Source organism: Bacteroides sp. AM16-24 (assembly GCF_003471885.1).
GTDB lineage: Bacteria > Bacteroidota > Bacteroidia > Bacteroidales > Bacteroidaceae > Bacteroides.
In genome coordinates this window covers 398,127-422,531 of record NZ_QRKI01000002.1, presented here as the reverse complement: position 1 = coordinate 422,531, position 24,405 = coordinate 398,127, and the positions used below count along the sequence as shown (strand labels likewise).

General features: G+C 41.3%; 14 protein-coding genes. 5 read left to right on the top strand and 9 right to left on the bottom strand.

Annotated elements, in window-relative coordinates:
* Positions 1-2: 2 nt before the first annotated feature.
* Together aspS and DW182_RS04205 are read right to left on the bottom strand one after the other, a co-directional pair.
* Complete coding sequence (gene aspS / locus DW182_RS04210) at positions 3-1,760, bottom strand: aspartate--tRNA ligase (RefSeq protein WP_117706303.1); 1,758 nt, start codon at positions 1,758-1,760, stop codon at positions 3-5.
* Between the two features lie 107 nt (positions 1,761-1,867).
* Entirely contained in the window at positions 1,868-2,899 is a 1,032-nt protein-coding gene (locus DW182_RS04205) for a diacylglycerol kinase family protein (protein WP_007662542.1), read from the bottom strand.
* A 210-nt stretch (positions 2,900-3,109) separates the two neighbouring features.
* Here DW182_RS04205 and DW182_RS04200 point away from each other — a divergent pair, with 210 nt between their 5' ends.
* The 5 genes from DW182_RS04200 (at position 3,110) to DW182_RS04180 (ending at position 8,108) form a co-directional block, all read left to right on the top strand.
* The gene (locus DW182_RS04200) at positions 3,110-4,297 is read left to right on the top strand and encodes an aminotransferase class I/II-fold pyridoxal phosphate-dependent enzyme (RefSeq protein WP_007214203.1); all 1,188 of its coding nucleotides are present in this window, start codon (positions 3,110-3,112) and stop codon (positions 4,295-4,297) included.
* 126 nt (positions 4,298-4,423) lie between these two features.
* Positions 4,424-5,575, top strand: a complete 1,152-nt coding sequence (locus DW182_RS04195) for an acyltransferase (RefSeq protein WP_021967258.1) — start codon at positions 4,424-4,426, stop codon at positions 5,573-5,575.
* Positions 5,576-5,791: 216 nt separating this feature from the next.
* A complete protein-coding gene (locus DW182_RS04190; protein WP_118294768.1) occupies positions 5,792-6,478 on the top strand; it encodes a hypothetical protein in 687 nt (228 codons plus the stop codon).
* A gap of 42 nt (positions 6,479-6,520) precedes the next feature.
* Entirely contained in the window at positions 6,521-7,525 is a 1,005-nt protein-coding gene (locus DW182_RS04185; protein ID WP_118294767.1) for an aminodeoxychorismate synthase component I, read from the top strand.
* Positions 7,509-8,108 (top strand): aminotransferase class IV, encoded by a 600-nt coding sequence (locus DW182_RS04180; protein WP_118294766.1) that lies wholly within the window; start codon positions 7,509-7,511, stop codon positions 8,106-8,108. The genes DW182_RS04185 and DW182_RS04180 overlap by 17 nt, the downstream gene beginning before the upstream one ends.
* Here DW182_RS04180 and DW182_RS04175 read toward each other — a convergent pair.
* The 7 genes from DW182_RS04175 to DW182_RS04145 form a co-directional block, all read right to left on the bottom strand.
* The gene (locus tag DW182_RS04175; RefSeq protein ID WP_118294765.1) at positions 8,095-10,419 is read right to left on the bottom strand and encodes an ABC transporter permease; all 2,325 of its coding nucleotides are present in this window, start codon (positions 10,417-10,419) and stop codon (positions 8,095-8,097) included. The two genes, DW182_RS04180 and DW182_RS04175, sit on opposite strands and share 14 nt — an antisense overlap.
* 147 nt (positions 10,420-10,566) lie before the next feature.
* Positions 10,567-11,241 (bottom strand): ABC transporter ATP-binding protein, encoded by a 675-nt coding sequence (locus tag DW182_RS04170; RefSeq protein WP_007214190.1) that lies wholly within the window; start codon positions 11,239-11,241, stop codon positions 10,567-10,569.
* 30 nt (positions 11,242-11,271) lie between these two features.
* Entirely contained in the window at positions 11,272-13,557 is a 2,286-nt protein-coding gene (locus tag DW182_RS04165; RefSeq protein WP_118294764.1) for an ABC transporter permease, read from the bottom strand.
* 11 nt (positions 13,558-13,568) lie between these two features.
* On the bottom strand, positions 13,569-15,965 hold the full coding sequence (locus tag DW182_RS04160) for an ABC transporter permease (RefSeq protein ID WP_118294763.1): 2,397 nt from the start codon (positions 15,963-15,965) through the stop codon (positions 13,569-13,571).
* Between the two features lie 130 nt (positions 15,966-16,095).
* Entirely contained in the window at positions 16,096-18,534 is a 2,439-nt protein-coding gene (locus tag DW182_RS04155; protein WP_115503365.1) for an ABC transporter permease, read from the bottom strand.
* Positions 18,535-18,572: 38 nt separating this feature from the next.
* Complete coding sequence (locus tag DW182_RS04150) at positions 18,573-20,891, bottom strand: ABC transporter permease (RefSeq protein WP_118294762.1); 2,319 nt, start codon at positions 20,889-20,891, stop codon at positions 18,573-18,575.
* Between the two features lie 1,133 nt (positions 20,892-22,024).
* Positions 22,025-24,403: an ABC transporter permease gene (locus DW182_RS04145; protein ID WP_118294761.1), complete on the bottom strand. Its 2,379-nt coding sequence runs from the start codon at positions 24,401-24,403 to the stop codon at positions 22,025-22,027.
* Positions 24,404-24,405: the final 2 nt, after the last annotated feature.

The following is a 24,405-nucleotide window of genomic DNA, read 5'->3' as shown; positions in this document are numbered from 1 at the left end:
TCTTATTCTTTGATATCTACGATCAGATTCAGTTCGTCCAACTGAGATGGATCAAGTGCCGCAGGAGCATCCAGCATCACGTCACGTCCACTGTTATTCTTCGGGAATGCGATGCAGTCACGAATACTATCCAATCCGGCAAAGAGAGATACCCAACGATCAAGCCCGTATGCCAGACCACCATGAGGAGGTGCACCGTATTTGAATGCATTCATCAGGAATCCGAATTGTTCTTCTGCTTTTTCGGGAGTGAATCCCAAGATTTCGAACATCTTTGCCTGCAACTTCGGATCGTGGATACGGATTGAACCGCCACCAACTTCCACACCGTTGATTACCATATCATAAGCATCGGCACGTACTGCTGCCGGATCAGTGTCCAGTAAGGCTATATCTTCATCCTTCGGATGGGTGAACGGATGGTGCATAGCCATCAAGCGGTTTTCTTGCTCGCTCCATTCAAACATCGGGAAGTCTACAACCCACAGGCATGCGAATGTATTCTTATCACGCAATCCCAGTTGGCTACCCATTTCCAAGCGAAGCTCGCAAAGCTGCTTACGCGTCTTCATGGTGTCGTCACCGCTCAAAATCAGAATTAAGTCACCCGGTTTGGCACCGAAAGCTTCTTTCACCTGTTGCAGTACTTCCTGCGTATAGAATTTGTCAACGCTCGATTTTACATTTCCGTCTTCCTCTACACGGGCGTAAACCATACCTTTTGCACCAATCTGCGGTCTCTTTACGAATTCCGTCAGTGCATCCAGTTGTTTGCGGGTGTAGTGTGCGGCACCTTCGGCACAGATACCACCGATGTATTCGGCACTATCAAATACAGAGAAGCCATGACCTTTCAGTATATCCATCAGCTCCACGAACTTCATACCGAAACGCAAGTCGGGTTTGTCGCTACCATAATATTTCATGGCGTCCGCCCATGCCATACGCTGGAACTGACCTTCCAATTCCACACCGCGGATTTCTTTGAACAGATATTTCGTCATACCTTCAAACAGGTTGATGATGTCGTCCTGTTCCACGAAAGACATTTCACAGTCTATCTGAGTAAATTCCGGCTGACGGTCGGCACGAAGGTCCTCGTCACGGAAGCACTTGGCAATCTGAAAGTAACGGTCGAAACCGGATACCATCAGCAATTGCTTCAAGGTCTGCGGGCTTTGCGGCAAAGCGTAGAACTGTCCCGGATTCATGCGTGAGGGTACCACGAAGTCACGTGCACCTTCCGGAGTAGAGCCTACCAGTACAGGAGTTTCCACTTCGATGAAACCCTGGCTGTCCAGGTAGCGGCGTACCTCAATGGTCATTCTATGGCGGAGTTCCAGATTTCTGCGTACCGACGGACGGCGCAAATCCAGATAACGGTATTTCATGCGGATATCGTCGCCACCATCCGTATTATCTTCGATGGTGAACGGAGGTGTCAGGGCTGCATTCAGCACATTCAGTTCCGATACGATGATTTCAATATCTCCGGTCGGGATATTAGCATTCTTGCTGAAGCGTTCGTTCACCGTTCCTGTAATCTGAATGACGAATTCGCGTCCCAGGCGGTTGGCGTTCTCGCAAAGTGCGGCGTCTACCTCTTCGTTGAAAACTAACTGGGTGATACCGTAACGGTCGCGGAGGTCAATGAATGTCATGCCTCCCATTTTGCGGCTGCGCTGCACCCAACCTGCCAGCGTTACTTGCTTATTGACATCGGAGATACGAAGTTCTCCGCAGGTGTGTGATCTAAACATCTTTATATTTACAATTTACAATTTACAATTTACAATTTGGCTGCGCTGTCGGGCACACGCTTAATTGCTAATGACGCGCAAAAATACAGATTTATTTTATAAAAAACTCAGATTTTCGTTAACTTCTTAATCTGCTCTTTGCTCTTATCCAATATCATCTTGTTCTTATGCACAATCTCCTCATTGATCTGCTTCAGGCCATTTATATAATCCTGTGCCCGTTGCAATACATTCGAAGAGTCTTTTTCGGCATACCGGGGGATGATTACCTGCAATCCTTCTTTGATTACTTTCACGTCAATGTTTTCCCCCATCATCATGGGATCCCCGTCAAAGTGCACTACCCCCGGTTTTGTACGGTGGATGCGCAGTGTCTGGCAGCGGAAAGTTTTGATGCGGCTATTTTGATCTATAGTTTTATTAAATAGTTGGAAAGACAGGGAGGGCACATCCAGCACCGTGAAAGGCTCAAGGATGGTCACGTCCAGTAATCCGTCCGTCAGCATGGCCTGTGGAGCTATATACGCATTGTTTCCGTATTGCGAAGCGTTGCCGCAGGCTATCAGGAAAGCCTTATACTTTAAGGTACCGTCTTCCGTTTCCAGTTCGTAAGTTTCGGGCTGATACTTCAGGCTCTCCAGTAGAGTCTTTTCTAAATAGGTAAGAGGTCCTCTCCTGCCCGCCTTTGCAAACTTCAGGCTGACAAAAGCATCGAAACCCACACCGCAGGTACAGAAGAAAGGTACTTCATTGATTTTTCCGTAATCGATGACGTCTATAATTCCTTCGTTGATGATTTCTATCGCCTTTTTAGGCTCCATCGAAATTTGCAGGTGACGTGCAAGTCCGTTTCCCGAACCACACGGAATGATGCCCAATGCAGTTTTTGTATGCACCAGCGAGCGGGCTATTTCGTTGATCGTACCGTCACCGCCAATAGCCACTACAGCATGCACATTTTCCTTTGCTTTTTGTGCAGCAATTTCAACAGCATGTCCGGCATATTCGGTATAGATTACCTCTTGGGCATACTTTGTCTTATCCAGCTTTTCATCGAGCAAATGGAGGATTTGCTCTTTACTCTGCGTGCCGGATTTCGGATTTATAATGAATGATATTTTCTTTTTTTCTTCGTCCATGCAAGGGTTGTTTCACTATGCAATTTTATAAATGGCAAAAGTAATACAAATACTTGAATTTTTAACCATAGAGTGGGCTTTAATCCATGGGCAAATATATTTTTTAGTAAAAAAAGAACAGATAAGCACATATTTTGCTATCTTTGCCCCCTGTTTTCAAAAGGCTTGTAACTAAGAGTTAAATATTTCATATTATATAATAAACATTTCATGGGATTACTACAAGACAAATTGGCGAAATACGACCTGCCACAGCAATATATGGCAATGGGCGTATACCCCTATTTCCGCACAATTGACAGCCATCAGGATACTGAGGTGTTGATGGATGGTAAAAAAGTCCTGATGTTCGGTTCGAATGCTTATACGGGACTGACTTACGATAAAAGAATAATAGAAGCCGCAAAAGCTGCCACAGATAAATACGGTACAGGTTGTGCAGGTTCCCGTTTATTAAATGGAACTCTTGATATACACGTAGAGTTGGAAAAAGAACTGGCTGAGTTTGTCGGAAAAGACGATGCACTCTGTTTTTCCACCGGATTTACTGTAAATGAGGGTGTTATTCCGCAATTGACGGGACGTAACGATTACATTATCTGTGACGACCGCGTGCACGCTTCCATCGTAGATGGTCGCCGCCTCTCCTTTTCTACTCAATTAAAGTATAAACATAACGATATGGCCGATCTGGAAAAAGAACTCCAGAAATGCGAGCCGGATGCTATCAAACTGATCGTGGTGGATAGTGTTTTCTCTATGGAAGGCGACCTTGCCAATCTCCCCGAAATCGTACGTTTGAAGAAGAAATACAATGCCAGCATCATGGTGGACGAAGCACACGGATTGGGTGTATTCGGAAAACAGGGACGTGGTGTTTGCGATCATTTCGGTGTGACGGATGATATCGACCTGATTATGGGTACGTTCAGCAAGTCACTGGCTTCTATCGGTGGATTTGTTGCCGGAGATGCTTCGGTAATCAACTGGTTGCGCCACAATGCCCGTTCTTATATATTCCAGGCAAGTAACACGCCTGCTGCTACTGCTGCTGCCCGTGAAGCTCTTCACATCATTATGAACGAACCGGAGCGTCAGCAACGTTTGTGGGACATCACCAACTATGCATTGAAGAAATTCCGTGATGCCGGTTTCGAAATCGGTGAAACTGAATCTCCTATCATTCCATTGTATGTGCGTGATGCGGAAAAAACATTTATCGTAACTAAGATGGCGTTTGACGAAGGCATCTTCATCAATCCGGTTATTCCGCCCGCTTGTGCACCGCAAGATACGCTGGTACGCGTAGCATTGATGGCTACTCACACCAAAGAGCAGGTAGACTATGCTGTCGAGAAGTTGACGAAATGTTTCCGTGAACTCGGAGTGATTGAATAAGGATTTTCCTAAAATCAGATAAAATGAAAAGAGACTGTCTTCAAAAGGCAGTCTCTTTTTTTTAGGGAATTGATAAAATTATGTAAGTTTGCCATCTGAAAATATTAACTTAATACTAAGAAACAAATGTCTAATACCCCCTCAGCAGCTTTTTCGGATACCAAGGCGCATTACGATCTTCTGGACGGACTTCGTGGTGTAGCGGCCCTTATGGTAATATGGTATCATATATTCGAAGGCTATGCTTTTGCAAGCGATACCATGATTACGACGTTCAATCATGGATATTTAGCCGTAGATTTTTTCTTTATCCTTTCAGGTTTCGTTATTGGCTATGCCTATGATGACCGCTGGGGTAAGAGTCTTACAATGAAAGATTTCTTTAAGCGTCGTTTGATACGTCTTCATCCTATGGTGATAATGGGGGCTGTCTTGGGGGCTATTACGTTTTGTATTCAGGGTTCCGTGCAATGGGATGGAACACATATCGGCATCTCCATGATAATGCTGTCTCTGCTTTGCACGATATTCTTTATTCCCGCAATGCCGGGCGTAGGTTATGAAGTTCGTGGCAACGGTGAGATGTTTCCATTGAACGGGCCTTGCTGGTCATTGTTCTTTGAATATATAGGTAATATTCTTTATGCTTTGTTTATTCGTCGCTTATCTAATAAGGCGCTGACTGTGCTCGTTGTATTGTTGGGAGTGGCATTGGCGCTATTCGCGGTCTTCGATGTTTCCGGTTATGGAAATATAGGTGTAGGATGGACATTGGACGGTGTAAACTTTGGCGGCGGATTATTGAGAATGCTGTTCCCGTTTTCTGTGGGGATGCTTATGTCGCGTAACTTCAAGCCTATGAAGGTGAAAGGCGCGTTCTGGATATGTACCATTGTATTGATTGCTTTGTTCTCAGTACCCTATCTGGAAGGTGCGGAGCCGATTTGCACAAATGGCCTTTATGAAGCATTTTGTATTATTGTAGCTTTTCCAGTCCTTGTATGGATAGGAGCATCGGGAACTACTACGGATAAAAAGTCAACTCAGATATGTAAGTTTCTGGGAGATATCTCTTATCCGATTTATGTGATACATTATCCGTTCATGTATCTGTTCTATGCATGGTTGATTAAAAATCAACTCTTTACTTTAGAGCAGACCTGGCAGGTTGCCTTATGTGTTTATGCATGGAATATATTACTGGCCTATTTGTGTTTGAAGTGGTATGACGAACCCATACGAAAATACTTGGCTAAACGTTTCTTGAAGAAAAAATGATAGTTTACAACAGGGTTGAGGGGTGTTTCTGAAAAGAAGCGCCTTTTTCTGATATAATAAGATTGGGCAAAGACGGATTTCGCAGGATTTCAGCTCTAATTTTAATATTTGGATTCATATTAGTTACAATATTGTTTATTTTGTTATCATCTTGCTTTGATATTGAAAGTTTTTTAGTATGTTTGTCGCATTATTAATGAAAAACACGTCTTTTCAATGAAAAAGCAAGATTTCCTGTTTATTATTCTGGTAGTGGTAGTCTTTCTACCCTTCTTTTTGAGTGACGCGGTTTATGACTGGTATAAGTCGTTCAATGCTGAACACGGCATGGTGATGAGCTTTCTGAAGTTTGCCATTCTGTCTTCGTTGGGCGAAGTGCTGGGATTACGAATAAGTGCGGGAGTATACAACCGGAAAGGCTTCGGTATTATTTCGCGCATGGTGGTATGGGGCATACTTGGTATGGGTATCAATGCCGCTATGATTATCTTTTCAAAAGGTGTGCCGCAGTTCATGGAGTATATGGGAATGGCAAATGCTGCCGCAACGTTTACAAGTGAAGCGATGTCTCTCGATAAGGTGCTGGTGGCGCTGGCCATATCGGTAACGATGAACACAATCTTTGCTCCGGTATTCATGACTTTCCATAAAATAACAGATACTCATATCCTGATGTGCGGCGGTTCTATTAAGAGTCTTATCACTCCTATCCCGATGACGAAAATCATCACCGGACTGAACTGGAACGTTCAATGGAACTTCGTTTTTAAGAAGACAATCCCGTTCTTCTGGTATCCTGCACACACCATTACTTTCATGCTTCCACCGGACATGCGCGTATTGTTTGCGGCATTGCTGGGCATTGTGCTGGGAGTATTGCTGGCAGTGGCGGCACGGAAATAGTTTTTTTATTACCTTTGCTTCCTGCTAAACGAAAATAGATGTATGAAACTATATAGTAAGCAGGAAGCAATCGCACGCATGAATATGCTGGCAGGCTGTTCAAAGTCGTTCGTCTTTCTGATTGATTATTCGCAGGAACAGGTTTATGTGGAAGAGACGGCAGAGGTCTCACCGGAGGAGTTGATATATAACCTGAATGGATTTACGAATGAAGCAGTTGCCGGTTTAACGGAAGAATTGCTTCCGGAGAGTTTGCCGGAACAAGTAGAATGGATTTCCCAGCCTGTTTCTTTTCAGGAATACAGGCGAGCTTTCGGGTATGTGAAAAAGAATATTCTTGCCGGAAACAGCTTTCTTACGAATTTAACTTGCCGGACTCCGGTACAAACCAATCTGACTTTAAAGGATATATATTGTAATTCCCGTGCTTTATATAAAGTATGGGTAAAGAATCGTTTTGTAGTTTTCTCTCCGGAGATTTTTGTTCGGATAAAGAAAAGGATTATCAGCTCTTATCCCATGAAAGGTACGATAGACGCTACCCTGCCCAATGCCGTACAGACCTTGATGAATGACGGGAAAGAAGCGGCGGAACATGCCACGATTGTGGATCTGATCAGGAATGATCTGAGTATTGTGGCATCTCGTGTCCGAGTGGAGCGTTATCGCTATATAGATGTGTTGCCGACAAACCGGGGACCGATATTGCAGACCAGCTCGGAGATATGCGGTGAACTTCCAGCAGATTACAAACAGCAGTTAGGTGATATTCTTTTCAGTATGTTGCCTGCCGGCTCTATTACCGGAGCACCCAAAAAGAAGACGATGCAGATTATTCGTGAAGCTGAGGGATATGAACGGGGATTCTATACGGGAATAACCGGATATTTCGATGGAGACAGTCTGGATAGTGCCGTGATGATACGTTTTGTAGAGCAAGAGGCGGACGGAATGTATTTTAAAAGCGGTGGTGGCATTACTTTCAAGAGTGACGCCCACAGTGAATATGAAGAAATGAAACAGAAAATATATGTGCCGATTTATTGAAACGATACAAGTACGTGACGGTAAGTTGCAGAATCTTGCCCATCACAACCGTAGGATGAATGAGACGAGACAGGTGGTTTTCGGAATGGTGGATCAACTGGATATTCTGAATTATATAGAGGATTGCCCTGAAAGTGGTTTTTATAAATGCCGGGTAGTTTATGGCAGAGAAGTATGTGAAGTGACATTTTCCGTTTATACAATAAGGGCTGTACGTTCACTCCGGTTGGTAGGTTCGGATACGATTGATTATCGCTACAAAAGTACGAACCGGAAGGAATTGGAAGCATTGTATGCCCTGCGCGATAACCAGGATGATGTGCTGATTGTCAGAAACAATCTTTTGACAGATACTTCCATTGCTAATGTGGCGTTAGAAAAAGAGGGAGTCTGGTATACGCCAAGGACTCCCTTATTGAAAGGCACAAAACGTGCATTGCTGTTGGAACAGGGGGTACTGACGGAATGTGATATTCCGTCAGATGAGATTTCCTCCTATTCACATATCGCTTTATTTAATGCGATGATTGATTTTCAGTCTCTGGTTCTGGAGATTAACCGGGATACGGTTATTCGTATTTGATACTATCTACCGGATTATTTCTTGCTGCCCGATAACTGTTCAGGCATACTGTGAGCAGGGTGATGCAGACAGTGAAGAACAAAGGAAGCAGGAAATGAAGAATACCAATGTGTACATGGTAAGCAAATTGTTGCAGCCAATAATTCATCAGATAGCAGACCAGGGGTACAATGAGTATAAACGCTATGCCTATGTAGTACAGGAACGGGCGATTGACAAGCCATAATATTTGCCCGAATGATGCACCGTGAATCTTCCGAATTCCTATTTCGCGTATACGTTGCTGGATAGCATAATGGGTGATGCCGAATAGCCCGAACAGTGTTAGGAATAAACTGATTGATGCATACATCAGCAGGATGCGGGAAAAGTCGGTGACTTCCTGATTATTGGAGATCAGTACCTGATAAGGGTCTTCATAATTGAATGGAGTACCGGGGTATTTCTTCTCCCATAATCCGCGAAGATGATGGATAACTGCTGTGCGATCTTGTTCGTCAAACCGTAAGGTCAATGTGGTATAGTTATCTTGTGGCGTTTCGTGCAGAATCATTCTCAGTGGAAACACATTGTTTGTGAGCGAATATTTCTTGAAATCTTTCATGACACCGATAATAGTACCTTTCTCACTCTTTTCGGGCACGTATTTAGAGATCGGTTGTCCCACCGGGTCTTCTCCTTCGGGCACAAGATAGCGAATGAAGGACTCGTTGATGATGACCGGCACAGAGGTACGGAGTAATAAATGGAATGTTTGTTTGGCATCCAGCAAGTAGAAATCGTATATATCCAGGAAGTCCGGACAGTTTTCATAAAGTTCAAGCATCAGAAGGTCATTCTTCTCTCCATTTTGGCGGGGAACGGCCATACTCATGGTATAAAGACCTGATTTGGACGGTACAACAGATTTTACTCCGGGGATGGATTTAATGTCTTCTATCCAAGTAGGTAAAGGGGATTGCCGGGAGTCGCCGATTCCAAACTCAACGATTCCTTTGTAGCGGCTTCCCTCCTGCTCTATCAGGTCCATTTGGCTACGGATTATCATAAAAGCACTTAGCAGTCCGATAGAAATCATGAATTGTAAAGTGACCAGTGCTGCTACAATGCGCTGTTTCTTACGACCTGTAAAGAAGCTGCGGTAACGGCTTTCGGACAAGGTCTGTATCTTCCGGCCCATGTATTCTGCCGGAACAACGGATAGAATGATGACAAACAGCAGGATAACAGGGAACACCTGAACGGAGAAAAGATAGGAGAACGACAGATGTGCGGATATGGTTGCATTGAATACTGCTAACAGGTCGCTCATCAACAGAATGGACAACAGGAATGCTGTAATCACCATCAGGAAAGTATCGGCAAAGAGTTGCTTACGGATTTGAAGCTGGCTTGCACCTAAAAGGCTTTCAATGTGCAAGGTGCGTATTTGCTTCAATATGCGTGAAAAACTGAGGTTGATATAGTTGAAGCAACCGATGAACAAGATTAATAAAGCAGATAACAGTCCGACGCTTAACAGGGTCTTTTGCCGATGCTCGATACACTGGTTGCTATCTTGTGTGGTAGTGGTAAAATAGGATTCCTGTAAAGTCTGGGTACGATAATACCCTTTGCCTAATAAAGTAGGAAGTTCGGTTGTATCGAAGCGTTGGCGAAAGGCGTTGAGGTCTGTTCCTTCTTTGAGAAGTATCGAACAGGTGGTTCCTTCGGGACTTTTTAGATGCGTGAGCAAGTCTGCCTGCAACATGCTTTGCGGTGGCAGGCGGAAGACGGCGGCGATACGGTAGGCACTTTGGGATTGGGGGATATCCAGCAGCTTGCCGAGGCAGTCGGTGGTACCGAAACAGCGTTCGGCCAAAGCTTGGCTGATGGCGATGGTTCCTGGGTGGGTCAATACTTCTTCTATTTTTCCTGCAAGGGTTTCGATGGGGATAAATAGAGGTAATGTGCTGTCCGCTGATAGCAGGTTCAGTTCGGAATATTCTTGGTCGTCCACACGGATTTTTGTGTGAGTGATAGCTTGTGTGCGTAGTGAAGCTTCTATCTCAGGGAATTGTGAGATGATTTCGGGGACAGATTCGTGATATACGAATGTTCCTTGCATTTCTTGTTGTGCGAATGGTAGTGTTTGTGTCAGCCGGAGGATGCGGTCACGGTTGGGGTTGTTATACTCGATGTTGTATTCGTATAGGACGAAGGCTGTCAGTAGGTTGGTGCAGGCGATACCGATAACCAAGCTGACAAGAGAGATAGTGACGAACAATTTGTTTCGCCACCAGCTACGCAGGACAAACTTCAGAATGTACATATTTAATATCTTGATATGTTATTTGAAAAGTAGGTCAATCTGCTACCCTGGGCTCGTCGAAAGATATCTTCTCTTAACACAAGGTTGTAGAGATGAGATTCTTCGATCTTGCCCAGGATGACAGGAATTGACTGAGTAAAGAAACGTTTACAGACTCACTTCTGTCACCACCTGTCCGTCGAACAGATTAATGATACGTCCTGCAAAACCGGCATCGTGCTGTGAGTGGGTCACCATGACGATGGTGGTTCCTTCTTTGTTCAGTTCATTCAGCAGTTCCATCACTTCCTTACCGTTCTTTGAGTCCAGATTACCGGTAGGCTCATCGGCAAGGATCAGCTTTGGATTGGCTACTACGGCACGGGCAATGGCTACACGTTGCTGCTGACCACCGGAGAGCTGCTGCGGGAAGTGTTTGCTCCGGTGTGTAATGGCCATGCGTTCCATTGCTGTTTCTACGCGACGTTTGCGTTCGGCGGAAGGAATGCCCATGTAGAGCAACGGCAGTTCGATGTTTTCGTATACATTCAGTTCATCAATCAGGTTGAAGCTTTGGAACACGAAACCAATGACCCCTTTACGCAGGCTGGTGCGTTGTGCTTCGGTGTATTTGGATACTTCCTTTCCATTGAGGTAGTATTCTCCGCCCGAAGGGTTGTCAAGCAAGCCGAGGATATTCAGCAATGTAGATTTACCGCAACCGGAAGGTCCCATAATTGCGACGAACTCGCCTTCTTTCACTTCGATGTTCACATTGTTCAAAGCCCATGTCTGCACTTCTTCTGTCTTGAAGATTTTTTGCAGGTTTACTGTTTTAATCATAATAGTGATAATTTTAATTAGTAATATTGTTTATTCATTTTTTATTATCTCAGCCGGATTGATATGCATGATCCGGTAAATTTTGTATGCGGTGGTGAGGAATATCAGTAAAGCTATACTGAAGAAGATTGAAATGCCCCACCCCCATCCTTGTATGCATTGCACCGGAGTGTCATCTATTGATAGCAACATGATTCTGATCAATGGATAAGCAATAGCAAAGGCCAGCAAGAAGATAACCAGATAGGCTTTTCCGAAGATTCCGGCGATAATCCACGGAGTAGCTCCATTGATTTTGCGTATGGCAATTTCTTTCTGTCGGCTGACTGTATCCATAGAAATGGCTGAATAGATGCTTTGCACGACTAATAAGACGCTGATAATGGCCAGTACCGTCATCGCAACCTGGGTGATATATATAGATCCTTGGGTGGTTTGTTTATTATCGGCCAGCGTACGGATTTCGAGTGGCAAAGTGTCAGGAACATATTTCCGGCAGATATCAGTGATACGACGGACGCCTTTGTCGGAGCCTGTTCCGGGTGCAAGTTTAAAGTAGAAATTTCCGAAACTGTTGCCGGGAAAGAATACCGAACCGATGACTCCTTCTTTCTGTGATTCTTTATAGAGCGCTTTGAAGGTACCTATGATGCGATAACTCTGTCCATTAAGTTCCACCATACCTTGCACACTGTCTTTATCTAGTTGTTGTTTAAAGCTTTCGCTAACGTAAATGCATCCTTCCGCATCTTCGTCTACTTCTTTCCCTTGCATCGGAATATTTAAAAACTTAAAGTAGCTCGGAGAACCTTCCGTATAGAAAATCCGCGCTTCCGACTGGTCTGCTTTTTTGTAGGTGCGCATGAAGAAAAATCCGTTTTTCATATGGTCCATCATGGGGAGCATCCCGACGCACTCCGGTAAAGCCTGGATATCGGTTAATATCGGATTCAGATGTTGCCACATACGCTGGCTGTTTATATTCAGGGCGATAATGTCATCCTCCTCTTGGGAAGTAAGCGGGCTATAAGCATGCCCCCAAATTTCATCCAATACCAAATGGACACCGAGCGTGCCGCTTATGAAAAATATCGAAATGCTGAGTTGAAACCACATCATGACTGAACGGAAAATGTGGCGACTGCGGTTGTTATTGATTTGGCTGATAATGCTTACCTGCCGTAATCGGCGGATGGGAAACCATATCACCAGCATACATATAGGCAGGAGTGCGACATATATCCGGAATTGTACAGAGTAAATTGCAGCCAGTGAAAATTTGGGTAAGTCATGCATCGGTATGTATGTCTCGGCAATATTTATGGCTACTTCCGTCAGCATCAATGACAGAAGGAAAGCGATGGACATCATCCAAAATACCTCGGCGAAAAGAAGTAGAAACAGTCCTTTTATCTCCGAACCCATACATTTACGCAACGCCACTTCACGCTGGCGGTTGTAGAACATCTGGATTATGAATTTGAGGAAGTTTATCAGGCCTGAAATCAAGATAAGCGAAGCAACAAACAGTATAGCCAATTTTGCCTTCTCCCAAGCTTTATCTTGCCGCATAGTAAAGTATGCGCAAGGATGCACCGTATGCTCGTCCCGCTGCCACGCTACCGACTGCAAATTTTTGTTCAGGGTTTCTATATCTGTCTCAGGAGATAAATAGCCTTCTACACTTAATGCTTCATTAGATAAGATTTCATAAGAGAAGTAACAATCTGCTTCCCGAATGCGCAAGTCATTGTCTTTTACTACATTCACCACCCTGAAGTCTTGTATCGGGTTCTCTGATATGATTTTAGGATTAGAGAGATGTATGACTGATCCGATGGGATTTCTGTTACCATAGGCTTTGCGTACAAATTGTTGTGACAGGACCACTTCATCCGGTGCCTCGGGTAAACGGTTACCATACAATAATTTCCTGCCATTGTATGCGAAGTAATTGGCATTGATTCCTTTATAGCGTATCAGGAAAGGCAAATTGCGTTGTTCGTCATCAATGACTTCTATCTCTGTAGAGTTGCCATAAGAGTGGATAGTAACACATTCCAAACCATTGACTGTTTGTTCTTCCATCCGCTTCACTTCATGACTGCGAAAAAAGGGACTTTCGCTTTGGCTGACTTCTATCCTTAGCCGTCGTTCACAGTTGGGCAAATCGGCGAGCTTTTCCTGTTGCTGAACAAAAAAACATACCAAAGCGTAGCATACGATTCCCACCGCCAGGCAAATGGCGGAAATCAGACTGTGAGTTTTATACTTCAACAGGTTTCGGAGCGATATCTTCAAATAATGTAGTATCATTGTTTCACTTGCTATTCGTTTTTAATGATTTCTGCCGGATTGCTCCTTGCTATCCGCAAGATACGGAAAAGTATTGTAAAACCTGTAATAAAAGTAACAATCAAGAATATACAGAGCCAGAAAAGCAAACCGCAATCAAAGAATACTGTGTACATTTGTTTCCACAACATCAACACAACATATACAAGAGGAAATGCAATGATGGCACTACACAATAACAGAATGATATAAAGGTGGGCAAACAACAGGATAATCTGCGGAACATCCGCCCCATTTACTTTACGGATAGCAACTTCTTTCTGACGTCGTTCTGTATCAAGCGTGATGCTGGAGTATACACCTAATAGTGTGATAATGATGCTGATAACAGCAAAGAACAAAATGATGTCTTTCAGATTGTATTCAAGAGCTTGCGAAACATGGATATCATCCAGGAATGTTTTAGCCTGATAAGTTATATTTTCAGGAAGCATCTCGTGACAAACTTTCTCAATCCATTGAGCTACTTCTTTCTGCTGTCCGGGATGGCTCTTGATATAGCAATGGCCTATATAGACGGATGAATCATAAGGTAGGAAAGCATATCCACTACTTCGGTTATAGACATCGGCCTGAAAAGGTGTGGATATTCCACAGATTGTGTAGTCGGTATTACCGCTATACAAATTCATACCGATTACATCTTTCTTCTGCATCTCCTGCCAGACATTGTCTACCACAATATCTTTTTCCGTTTGAGGAAGTCTTCCTTGTTCCATGAGAATATTCATGAAAGAGAAGAAATTGGCGGGTACAGCCATGACACTAATATCAATCCAGGAGTTCTCATTTCCTTTTTCGGTTGTTAATCCATTGCCCGACATCCCTTGCATGTAACCGACATCTGATAGCAAAATTTCTTTCACTCCTGCATGTTGCTTGAAGCGCTCTATCATAGTCAGTTTTTCTTCGTTCTTCATGAAGGGATAATCCAACGGAATACTTAATATCTCCGCTTTCTCTCGTTGGCTTAATGTGTGGAACAAGGTATTGGCTGTTTTTTCTGACTGCAGATATAAAGCGACTGTCAGGGATACGAATACCCAGCAAATGAAAAACTGGATACCCAGCATGAGGTTACGCCCCCATTGTTTCCCTCTGCGTTTATTGTTTCCATAAATACCTGTTTGCACGGTGATACGACGAATACGAATGGAAACAGACAAACATATAATGGCGCAGAGTATGATAAGAAGAACGATATATTGCAGAGCATGTATTAAAAGCGTTTCAGTGGTAAAGGTCATTGCAATGCCTGGTAAAGAAAAATTCATGTGATTCCCCAATAACTCTATGCCTGATAATACCAGTATGGAAGATATGGATATGACGATCAATGACTGTGTGAACAGCAAGTAGAAAAGTTGTTTCCAGTTGCATCCTATCATTTTCATGATACTGTATTCCTTGGTGCGGTTGAAGAAAGAACCGATAAGGAAATGGAAAAAGTTAATCAGTCCTACTAATAATATCAGTGTACCGATAATTCCGGTCACTAACCCCAAGTAGGAAGCGCCTTGTTTCTTTAATCTGGCTCCCATGCTACTGGCAGTGACAGTGTAAGCTTCGCCATACAAAGTATAGGTATAGTCTCTTTTTGAGAATTGCTTTTCTAAATCGGTACATGTAGTTTGTGGTGATAACAGCACGTAGGTATTTGCTCCCGTCATGTTATGCCGTTTGGGACTTTGTAGAAGTCCTTCACTGTCGTTTACGGTCAGCATATCTATGTTTTGCATAAAATCTAAGCTATTGTTCAGAGGGATATCTTTCATTACAGCTTGAATGGTATAGACGATACCTCCTGTTTTCGGAGTGCTTTCAGGAGAGGTATTGAGCCTTCTCATGAGAGTCATGTGTTTACCGATAGCACTTTCTGCATTACCGAATATTTTAATGGCCATAGATTGGCTCAGGATGACGGAGTTAAGAGATTGGCTTGCCATTTTCCAATGTCCTGCTACCATTTCCGGAGTGAAGATCCTATTGTAGCAAGTATCTATTTCAATCGTTTCAAGTTCATAAGGCAGCGTCTTTTCCGGAGATAACTCTACATAATAAGGACGTTCACGAGGATAGGTTACGGATGAGATAGCTTCCGCTTCTCCCAAAGCCCATGTGCGCAATTCTTCGGCCAGAGGAACCGGAGAACCGGAAAAATATCTGCCTGCTTTGCCATCATAGAGATTTAATTCTGCTATGCGATCATGATTAGCAAAACAATGGTCTGTGTTTTCTACAAAGCGACTGCAATATATGCAGACACAGAAGCAGAGCAAACCTACTGCCAATCCAATGATGGAAATGACATTTTGTGTCTTGTACTTACACAAGTTTCTGAATGCTATTTTGAGATAATGGAATATCATATTATATTTATTTAATAGGTTTCAAATCCTATGCCAAAGTTGTAATATATTGTATATAAAATATATACATGTAAAAGAAACATTTAGGTAGTGTGCTATACTGCACATACACAGTGCGAATACGCACCATTTATTCACTCTTTATCACTTCTGCCGGATTCTGCCGTGCAGTTTTAATAACTTGATGTAATATGGTGAATAATACTAAGATAGTTACAATGTTCAATATGATGATAAACAGATCTATACTAATATTGACATGATAGGCATATTGTTCCAACCATATTGACATGGCATAATAAGAGCATGGGAAAGCAATGATGGCTGCAACGAATACTAGTGCAATGTATTCCTGGAAAAACATGATGATAATTTCACTGATAGTAGCTCCCATCACTTTCCTAATAGCTATTTCTTTTTGTCTTTGGGTGATGATTGAAGATGAAATCGAGTATATACCAAATAAAGAGATGAGAATACAAAGGAAACTCAAAATTGAAAATAACTTGAATATTGCAATTTCTGACTTATTCAATTCCTGGATTTTATTGTCTACGGTTTGCGGTTCAGTATTGTATTCATTGTATTCCCACTGATGTTTTTGCGCTAATTCATTGATGGCCTTTATCGCATTTCTTTCTGTTCCTGGAACAACTTGAAAATAATTAATTGATTGCATCCAATTATGTGCTTGTGATATGATGGTGGGATATACTTCCGTTTTCATTCCTTGTGAATATAAGTCTTTCACCACTCCTATGATTTCATAATCACTATAGTGCCATTCAAGATCACCTTTTCTGAATATGCCAATAGGAATCCGTATTATTTCTCCAATAGGATGTTCAATTCTCATGGCAGTAACAGCACTTTGAGTTAATATGATTTTGTTCAGGATAGGTGAATTGAATATGTTTCTAGGTGTATTACTATTGGTTACCCAGTCTTCTTCACGGAACAGTCTTCCTTCAATGAGCCTGAAGTTAAATATTTTATCTCCGCTATTTTGGAGTGCCAGCCTTGCAAAACGGCTTTTTTTATCTTCTTCTGTCTGTCCATTCCATTCTACGCGCTCTTCAAAGCTAGTTATATTTTTACAAACTATATAATCTGAAGCTGTAGTGGTAGCCTTTATCATAGGCAACTGTTTAATTTCTTCCAACATATCATTGCCATTTTGCTCACGTGGATTGATGCGCATTTCAATAATATTTTGAGTGTCGAAACCTACATCTACATTATGGATGAAGCGTAACTGCATATATAATACTCCTGTTGATGTTAAGAAAAACAGGCAGATAACCAATTGTAAAGACAGACTTATCCGTCGGAATATATGGTGTCTATGGGGACGCACTTTGTTGACTAAAGATTGTTTGGTGGACACTTGAATAAATTGTATAATGGGGACTGTGAGAATGATTCCAATACATGACAGGGATATAAATGCAATTGCAAGGTATTCCAGCCAAAGAGTGTTTTTCTGAATGGAAATTTGGAATATTTCTTCGAAGAATGGAGTGAGTACTTCTATTAAGCATCCGGATATTAAGCAAGCCATTAAACCGTGAAAAAGAGCTTCTGTCATTAATTGTTTCATAAGAATAATGTCATTGGCACCAACTGATTTGCGTAATTTCACTTCTCTTGTTCTTTGATAATAACGGTTTAAGAATAGATTCAAAAAGTTAAATAGTACACAACATAGCAGCAGGAAAGTCGCAATTGTAAATGTACTAATGAAGGAATATGAGAATGATTTTTCAGATGCAAAATCAAAATGTTTCTTGTATATAGGAGTTATTTTGATTTTCAGTTCTTCGGGAGTCATCTTATGTTTCTCTAATAGAGATTTTAGATGTTGAGTGAAATCTTTATGTTTTTGGTTTTTCCGTAGCATTACATGGATAATGGCGTTGGCAAACCTCCATTCTTGTTCATTATTTATGTCATACTTGAACTGTTTCATTATGCGATATCCTGTGTAATGGAAAGAAGAATTAGAAGGACTATCGGCCATTATACCTACGATTCGCAGTTGCTGAGGATCTGCCAAATGTATGCCACGACTTCCTTGTTGCCTCAGGATGGAACCTAATGCTTCTTGGGGAGTTTTCCAAAATTGTCGTGCCAATGTTTCGCTTATAATAAGTTCATTTTCAAGCCTGGGTAAAGTACCATAAAGTATCTTTTGAGGGAAAATATTCATAAAAGACTTGTCTACCAATAGAAAAGCAGGAGATTTAATAATTTTGTCGTTTACTGAGTAATCTATTCCAGAATCTTCAAACGAGCAGGTTATGTCTTCTACTTCCGGACAATACTCTCGGATAAATGTTGACATAACGGGAGAAAGATATATTGAATGGGATGTCTCTGCTTGATTACAGACCAAGAAAGTGCGATTTGAAGCTGGATAAAAGTTATCATACGAAGTTTCGTAGTGCAACCAATAGAAACTAAAAATAAAGAATGCAATTCCCACTGCTAGTCCCATAATGCTTATTATGGATTGAAGTTTATATTTTACTAGATTACGGAAGGTTATTTTTAAATAATGTTGTATCATAAGTTTTACATATTATAGTTTATATATTATACTCTGATTTATTCACTCTTTATCACTTCTGCCGGATTCTGCCGTGCCGCCTGCCACACTCGCCAGCCGATACATGCAAAGATAATTATGGCTATGCCACCGGCTATGACTAAATATATCCAGGCATTAATTGTGGTCTGTTCTATATAGTTTTCAAGCCAACGTTTCATCAGGACATACCCTATTGGGAATGCGATGACAGCCGCAATAATGAGCAGAAGTATGTATTCCTTTATAAACATAATTAGAATATTCCGGATTGTGGCTCCATTCACCTTACGAACGGCTATCTCTTTGCGTCTTTGCTCGCAACTCAAAGTAATCAGAGAAAAGATACCGAAAGCAGCAATAAGTACACAAACCATGGCAACAAAGCTCAATAACTTTATCAGTGCATCTTCGGACTTAAGATATCCGGCATATTCTTCTGCTGTGTTGTATAATCTATATCTCACTTCCGGATACTCCCGACTGAATATGCTGTCTATCCGGTTTCTCAGTTCTTTCCATTTACCATCATGAAACTTAATTAAGATTTGTCCTTTTCCTAAAGAAAATCCTATATCCTTAAGAATATCCACTGCAACCAAAGTATAGGGTTGCACCGGTTCTGTCGGTGCCGTGATGTGGAAGTCTTTAATTATACCTACAATGGTCCATGTTCTGCCCTTCTGATAAAGTTTCTTTCCAATCGGGTCGCTCATTCCAAGCGCTTTTACGGCCGATTCATTAATCATTATGCTATTCGTTTCTGTCGGCTTTACTATCTCCCCTTCCAGCAATTTCAGATTGTAGAAGGACACTGTCTTTTCACAATTCCACAGACATAGCATATCTATACTCTTCGTCGCATCTTCTTTTCCGTCCCAATTATCGAAAGTCTGTGAAAAGCCTGATGATTTAGGCAATAGGCAACAATGTCCGGTCACCACCTCCCTTGTACATGAGAATTGCCTGATCTTATCAGCAATGGCTTCAAAATCATTGTCCGGATATAAAAGATTGATAGAAGCTATATTCTTTCTTTCCCATCCTAAATCTACATTCGTAAGAAAATAGATTTGCTTCATCATCACTATTATGCAGAACGTGACAAGAATCCCTATCACCAATTGGAATGCAATACTTATTTTACGGAGTGCGTACTTGTTTCCGCTATTTCGTATGCGCGACCGTCTGATGGCGAATGGCACTAACAGAAATAAAGACAGTAAAAGAATCCCTACAAAATAGAGAAGAGATTCTCCATAAATATTTCCGGATACCCCGGACATTTTCTTAAAGGCGGGTAAAGCCGTTTCAACCAAAGCCATCCCCAATACGCCGGATAAAAATATGATGTATAGGTACTCCACAGAAAGTAGAATAAATAGCCCCCCGATGGAGGAACCGCATACTTTACGCAGTTCTATTTCACGGCTACGTATCTTCATGCGAGTGATGAACAGAGAGAGATAATTGAACAGGGAACAAAGAATCACTAAACCTCCGGCCACAGAGAATAGTATCAAATAGTAGAATTGGAAAGATGGGTTCCTGTTAACTGATGAATAATGATACTCGTCGAGTGGTATTAGCCGGATACCCTCGAACACTCTGCGGGGATCTCTCGGATCGGCTTTTGTTTCATTTGCAGCAAGTTTCTTCTGAAAGGCTATCGGATCAGTCCCTTTACGTAACTTGATAATGATTTCGAAACTTCCATTATTCCAATCATTCTGCCAGCTGCGAAAGTATTCTCCCTGTCCCCAGTAACCGAATGACAGATTACTGTGATTGAGGCTTGAGAGAATGGCACAAATCGTCAGTGTATCGTCATTATAGTTTTTAACTTCTTTGCCCAGTACATTCGTTGAACCGAACAATTGCATAGCTACATCTTCAGTCAAGGCTATCTTGTCATTGGAATACATAAAGTCCATACTTCCTGATAGAATGGATATATTGAACATTTTCATGAAGCAGGAGTCTGCCTGTAGATCATTAGTTTCCACCGTCCGACCATTTGCTTTAAGATCTACTTTTTGTCCCCATCTGGTATAGGCGCATGCAGCTTCCACCTCAGGGAAATCGTTTTTCAGAACAGTCGATGCTGGGTATGGCATAGAAGTGGAATATCCGTTTACTCCAAATACACTTTCTTTGCAAAGAATATACATTCGGTCGGCTCCTTCGTGGTAAGCGTCATACGTCATTTCATAATGTATCCACAGGTTGGCAAGGGCGAAACAAGTGAAGCCTACTGCCAGACCAAAGATGCCGATAACACTTTGTGTCTTGTATTTCAGTACATTACGAAATGCTATCTTAAAGTAATGTTGTATCATAGTTTATATTTACTTATCTGTTGTTGATTCTTGATGACTTTTATAGGATTCTTAATACTTAATTTTCAAATCTTATGCCAAAGATATAACTGATTGTATATTAGGTATATATTAATTTCTTAAATATAAATTCGGTGTGCTATACTGCACAAAAATAGTGCATATTCGCACATTATCTACATTGAACTCTCAATTATTGGAAAGGTTTTCAAAGAAGAGAGAATATATTGGGGATATAAATACTAAAGGAATATAGTATTAAATGTAAAGTTATTTGTTTATAAGTTATAGAAAACGTCTTTCACTTTTCTCTCAAAATTGTATATTAAATAATTTCGTAACGAGAAGTATCTTTTTATTATTTATTATTGTATATCAATATGTTATATCTTCTAAAAGGGAAAAATAGGGGTCAAAATAGGGTCAGGGTCACCTATAACCCCGAATCCCCACAACAGATGAAGAAGCATTTTAAGGGGATGTAAAGAAAAATATGACTCTTAGTACTAATGCATTGAAATTAGTCCCGTCTACACTGGGTAATCTGCCGATGCATCTTTCTTCTTCCCTCCTTAAAAAAGAATGTTTCGTAGCATGTTCTCATTTTTTGTGTCTTAAATATTTGCATTAAGCAGGAAAGAAGACACAGACTAAAAAGAGGTAGTCAAAGAGACGGATCATATTAACTTCTTGTTTATAGTATTTACTTAATCCGGGATTGTTCGTATTGTGCAAAATGCTGTCATATTAAATCTATGTAGAAACACTTTTTTATTGGACAAGAATAATTGACAATCTTTTGATATACAGCAGTTTATGTGTTTTTGCTTGAAAAAACAACTATCAGGTGGGGTTATAAGTGACCCTGACCCTATTTTGACCCCTAAAATAGCTTCCAAAAATTTTTGCAAAGCTGTGTTTTTGTTTCTTTAATTTATCGACATATATCTTGATTATCATTTATCGTCTACTGAAAAAACATAGATACATCTTGTGAAAAGTATAAATGTAGGCGATAACAAGCAATGTGATTATGCAAAATAAGCAATCTTGCATTGCAGAACATTGCTTATTTTGCATAATCACATTACTTGCCAAGTTATAGGTCCATGCGTTTTATGTTTATGCTCCGTTTATTCACTCTTTATCACTTCTGCTGGATTTTGTCGTGCAGCTTGCCATACACGCCAGCCTATACTGAGAGTAATCACTATCATAATGCCCATAAATATAAGGATGAACGGCCACACTCCTATATTCACCTGACGATTGTAAGTTTCAATCCACTGTCTCATGATAATATAGCCGACCGGGAAAGCTATCAGTGAAGATATGATTAGAAGCAAAGTATATTCCCTAAAGAAAATACTCAGAATATTGCCAATTGTAGCTCCGTTCACTTTACGGACAGCTATTTCCTTCCGTCGCAGTTCGCAAGTCAATGTGACCAGGGAATAGATACCGAACACGGCTATCAGAATACAAACCAATGAAGAGAAACTCAAAAGGCCGGATAATGCGTCCTCTGATTTCAGGTATTTGTTGTATCGTTCTTCTTCACTATCCAAAAAAAGTTTGCGGTCGGGAAGTTCCGCCAGTTGCATCTCCTCAATACGGCGACGGCATTCTTCCCAGGTTCCCGGTTTATATTTGAAAAGTACGAAACAACGCGGCCACATATATTCCAATTTGTTTGTATTGACAAATATAGCATTAGGTACATCGTTTGTAGGTGCTCTGTAAGCACAATCTTTCACTACCCCTACTATGGTCATAGATTGGGTATTTTCTTCATTATAATAGATGCGTTTTCCAATAGCTTCTTCCGGTGTCCAGCCCATAGTACGGGCTGCTGTTGCAGTGATGTTCACTTCGTTGAGTTTTGATTTATCCGAGATCCATTCTCCTGCCAATAGCTTCATATTGTAGAATTTGAAGAAATCTTCTCCTGCCAAAAACTGGTCTATACTGATAGGATTATCTGCTGTTCCGTTCAGGCCATCCCATGAAGTTACCTCAAAAAGAGAATAAGCTCCCATACTGATTAGAGGCCAATAGACAGGTTTCACTATTTCTGTAACCATAGGCAGTTCCTTTACTTTTTCGGCCCAAACATTCATATCCACATTCATCCAAATACTTAAAGATGCACGATTTTGATAATCAATACCTGTATTTACATTACGTAAATGATAGAGCTGCATTTGCATAATAGTTGTACAGAATATGAAAACGATGCAGACAATCAGTTGTAAAACAACGCTCCCCCTTCGAAAAAGACGTCCTATGGCGCTTGTGTGATGGAGCGTGTGTTGCAATGAACGGCGACGGAATATGTAGACAGAGAGCAGGGCAATGATATATGCCAATATAGACATGCCTGCTATGTATAATATGCAATAACCATAGATGGACATATCTGTATCAGCTATTCCGGAATAGTGTATAAACCAAGATTTGAGCAACTCAATGAAGCCCATTCCCAAAATGGACGCCAGCAAGATAGTAAACAGAAAATCCATGCAAAGCAACGCCAACAACGAATGTTCGGAAGCTCCGTTTACTTTACGCAGTGCCATCTCACGCTTACGTGAGCGGAAACAATCGCTATAAATAGTCAGATAATTCACCAATGCGCAAAAGATGATAAGTACTCCCGTTATTGAGAAGTAGACAATGTAACGAAATTGTACGATTGTTTCGTCACCACGGACAAATTCATCCGCGTATCGTAATTGGGTAATAGGTTCCAGGTAGAAGCGTGTAAATCCGGTTTTACAGTTATATTTATCTTTCTTCATCTCTTCCGGAAAGTTACGGTTCATTTTTTTTATGAGTGCGTTGATATCTGTCCCGTGTTTCACTTTTATCAACATCCTATATCGACCGTTTCCCCATGAAGTGTCGTCACTGCTCATCCATCCCATAACAGAATATTTGAAATTAGAATGTTTCCCCCAGTCGTCTATGACGGCACTTATACGATATCCTTTCATGTTGTTGCCAGAAATCAATTCTTTCCCAATCACATCTGTAGTACCAAATAAATCGCGAGCCATCTCTTCTGTAATGGCAACTTCTTTCTCATTGGATGATGATGATAAGAAATTATTGTTGCCTTCTAAAATTTTTACATCCATCATCCGCATAAAAGTAGAGTCAGGCGCTATATATGGATATTCCGTCAACTGTTTGTTCTGCATCGTGAAAAAAGATTGCTGTTCGAATGCACACCAATCTTCTATTTCTGAATAAGAATTTTTTAAATACCCACCTAAAGCGTAGGGTACAAAGTTGTAATAATGTGTTCCGAAATGATTTTCATCCGTCCGTATCAGATAGATGCGATCCGCATCCCTGTGAAAACTATCATATGTCATCTCATATTGTATCCAGAATGTGGATAAGGCAAAGCATGCCAGACCTATTGCCAGACCGACAATACTGATTATACTTTGTGTTTTATGTTTCAGTATATTCCGAAAGACTATTTTAAGATAATGCTGTATCATGG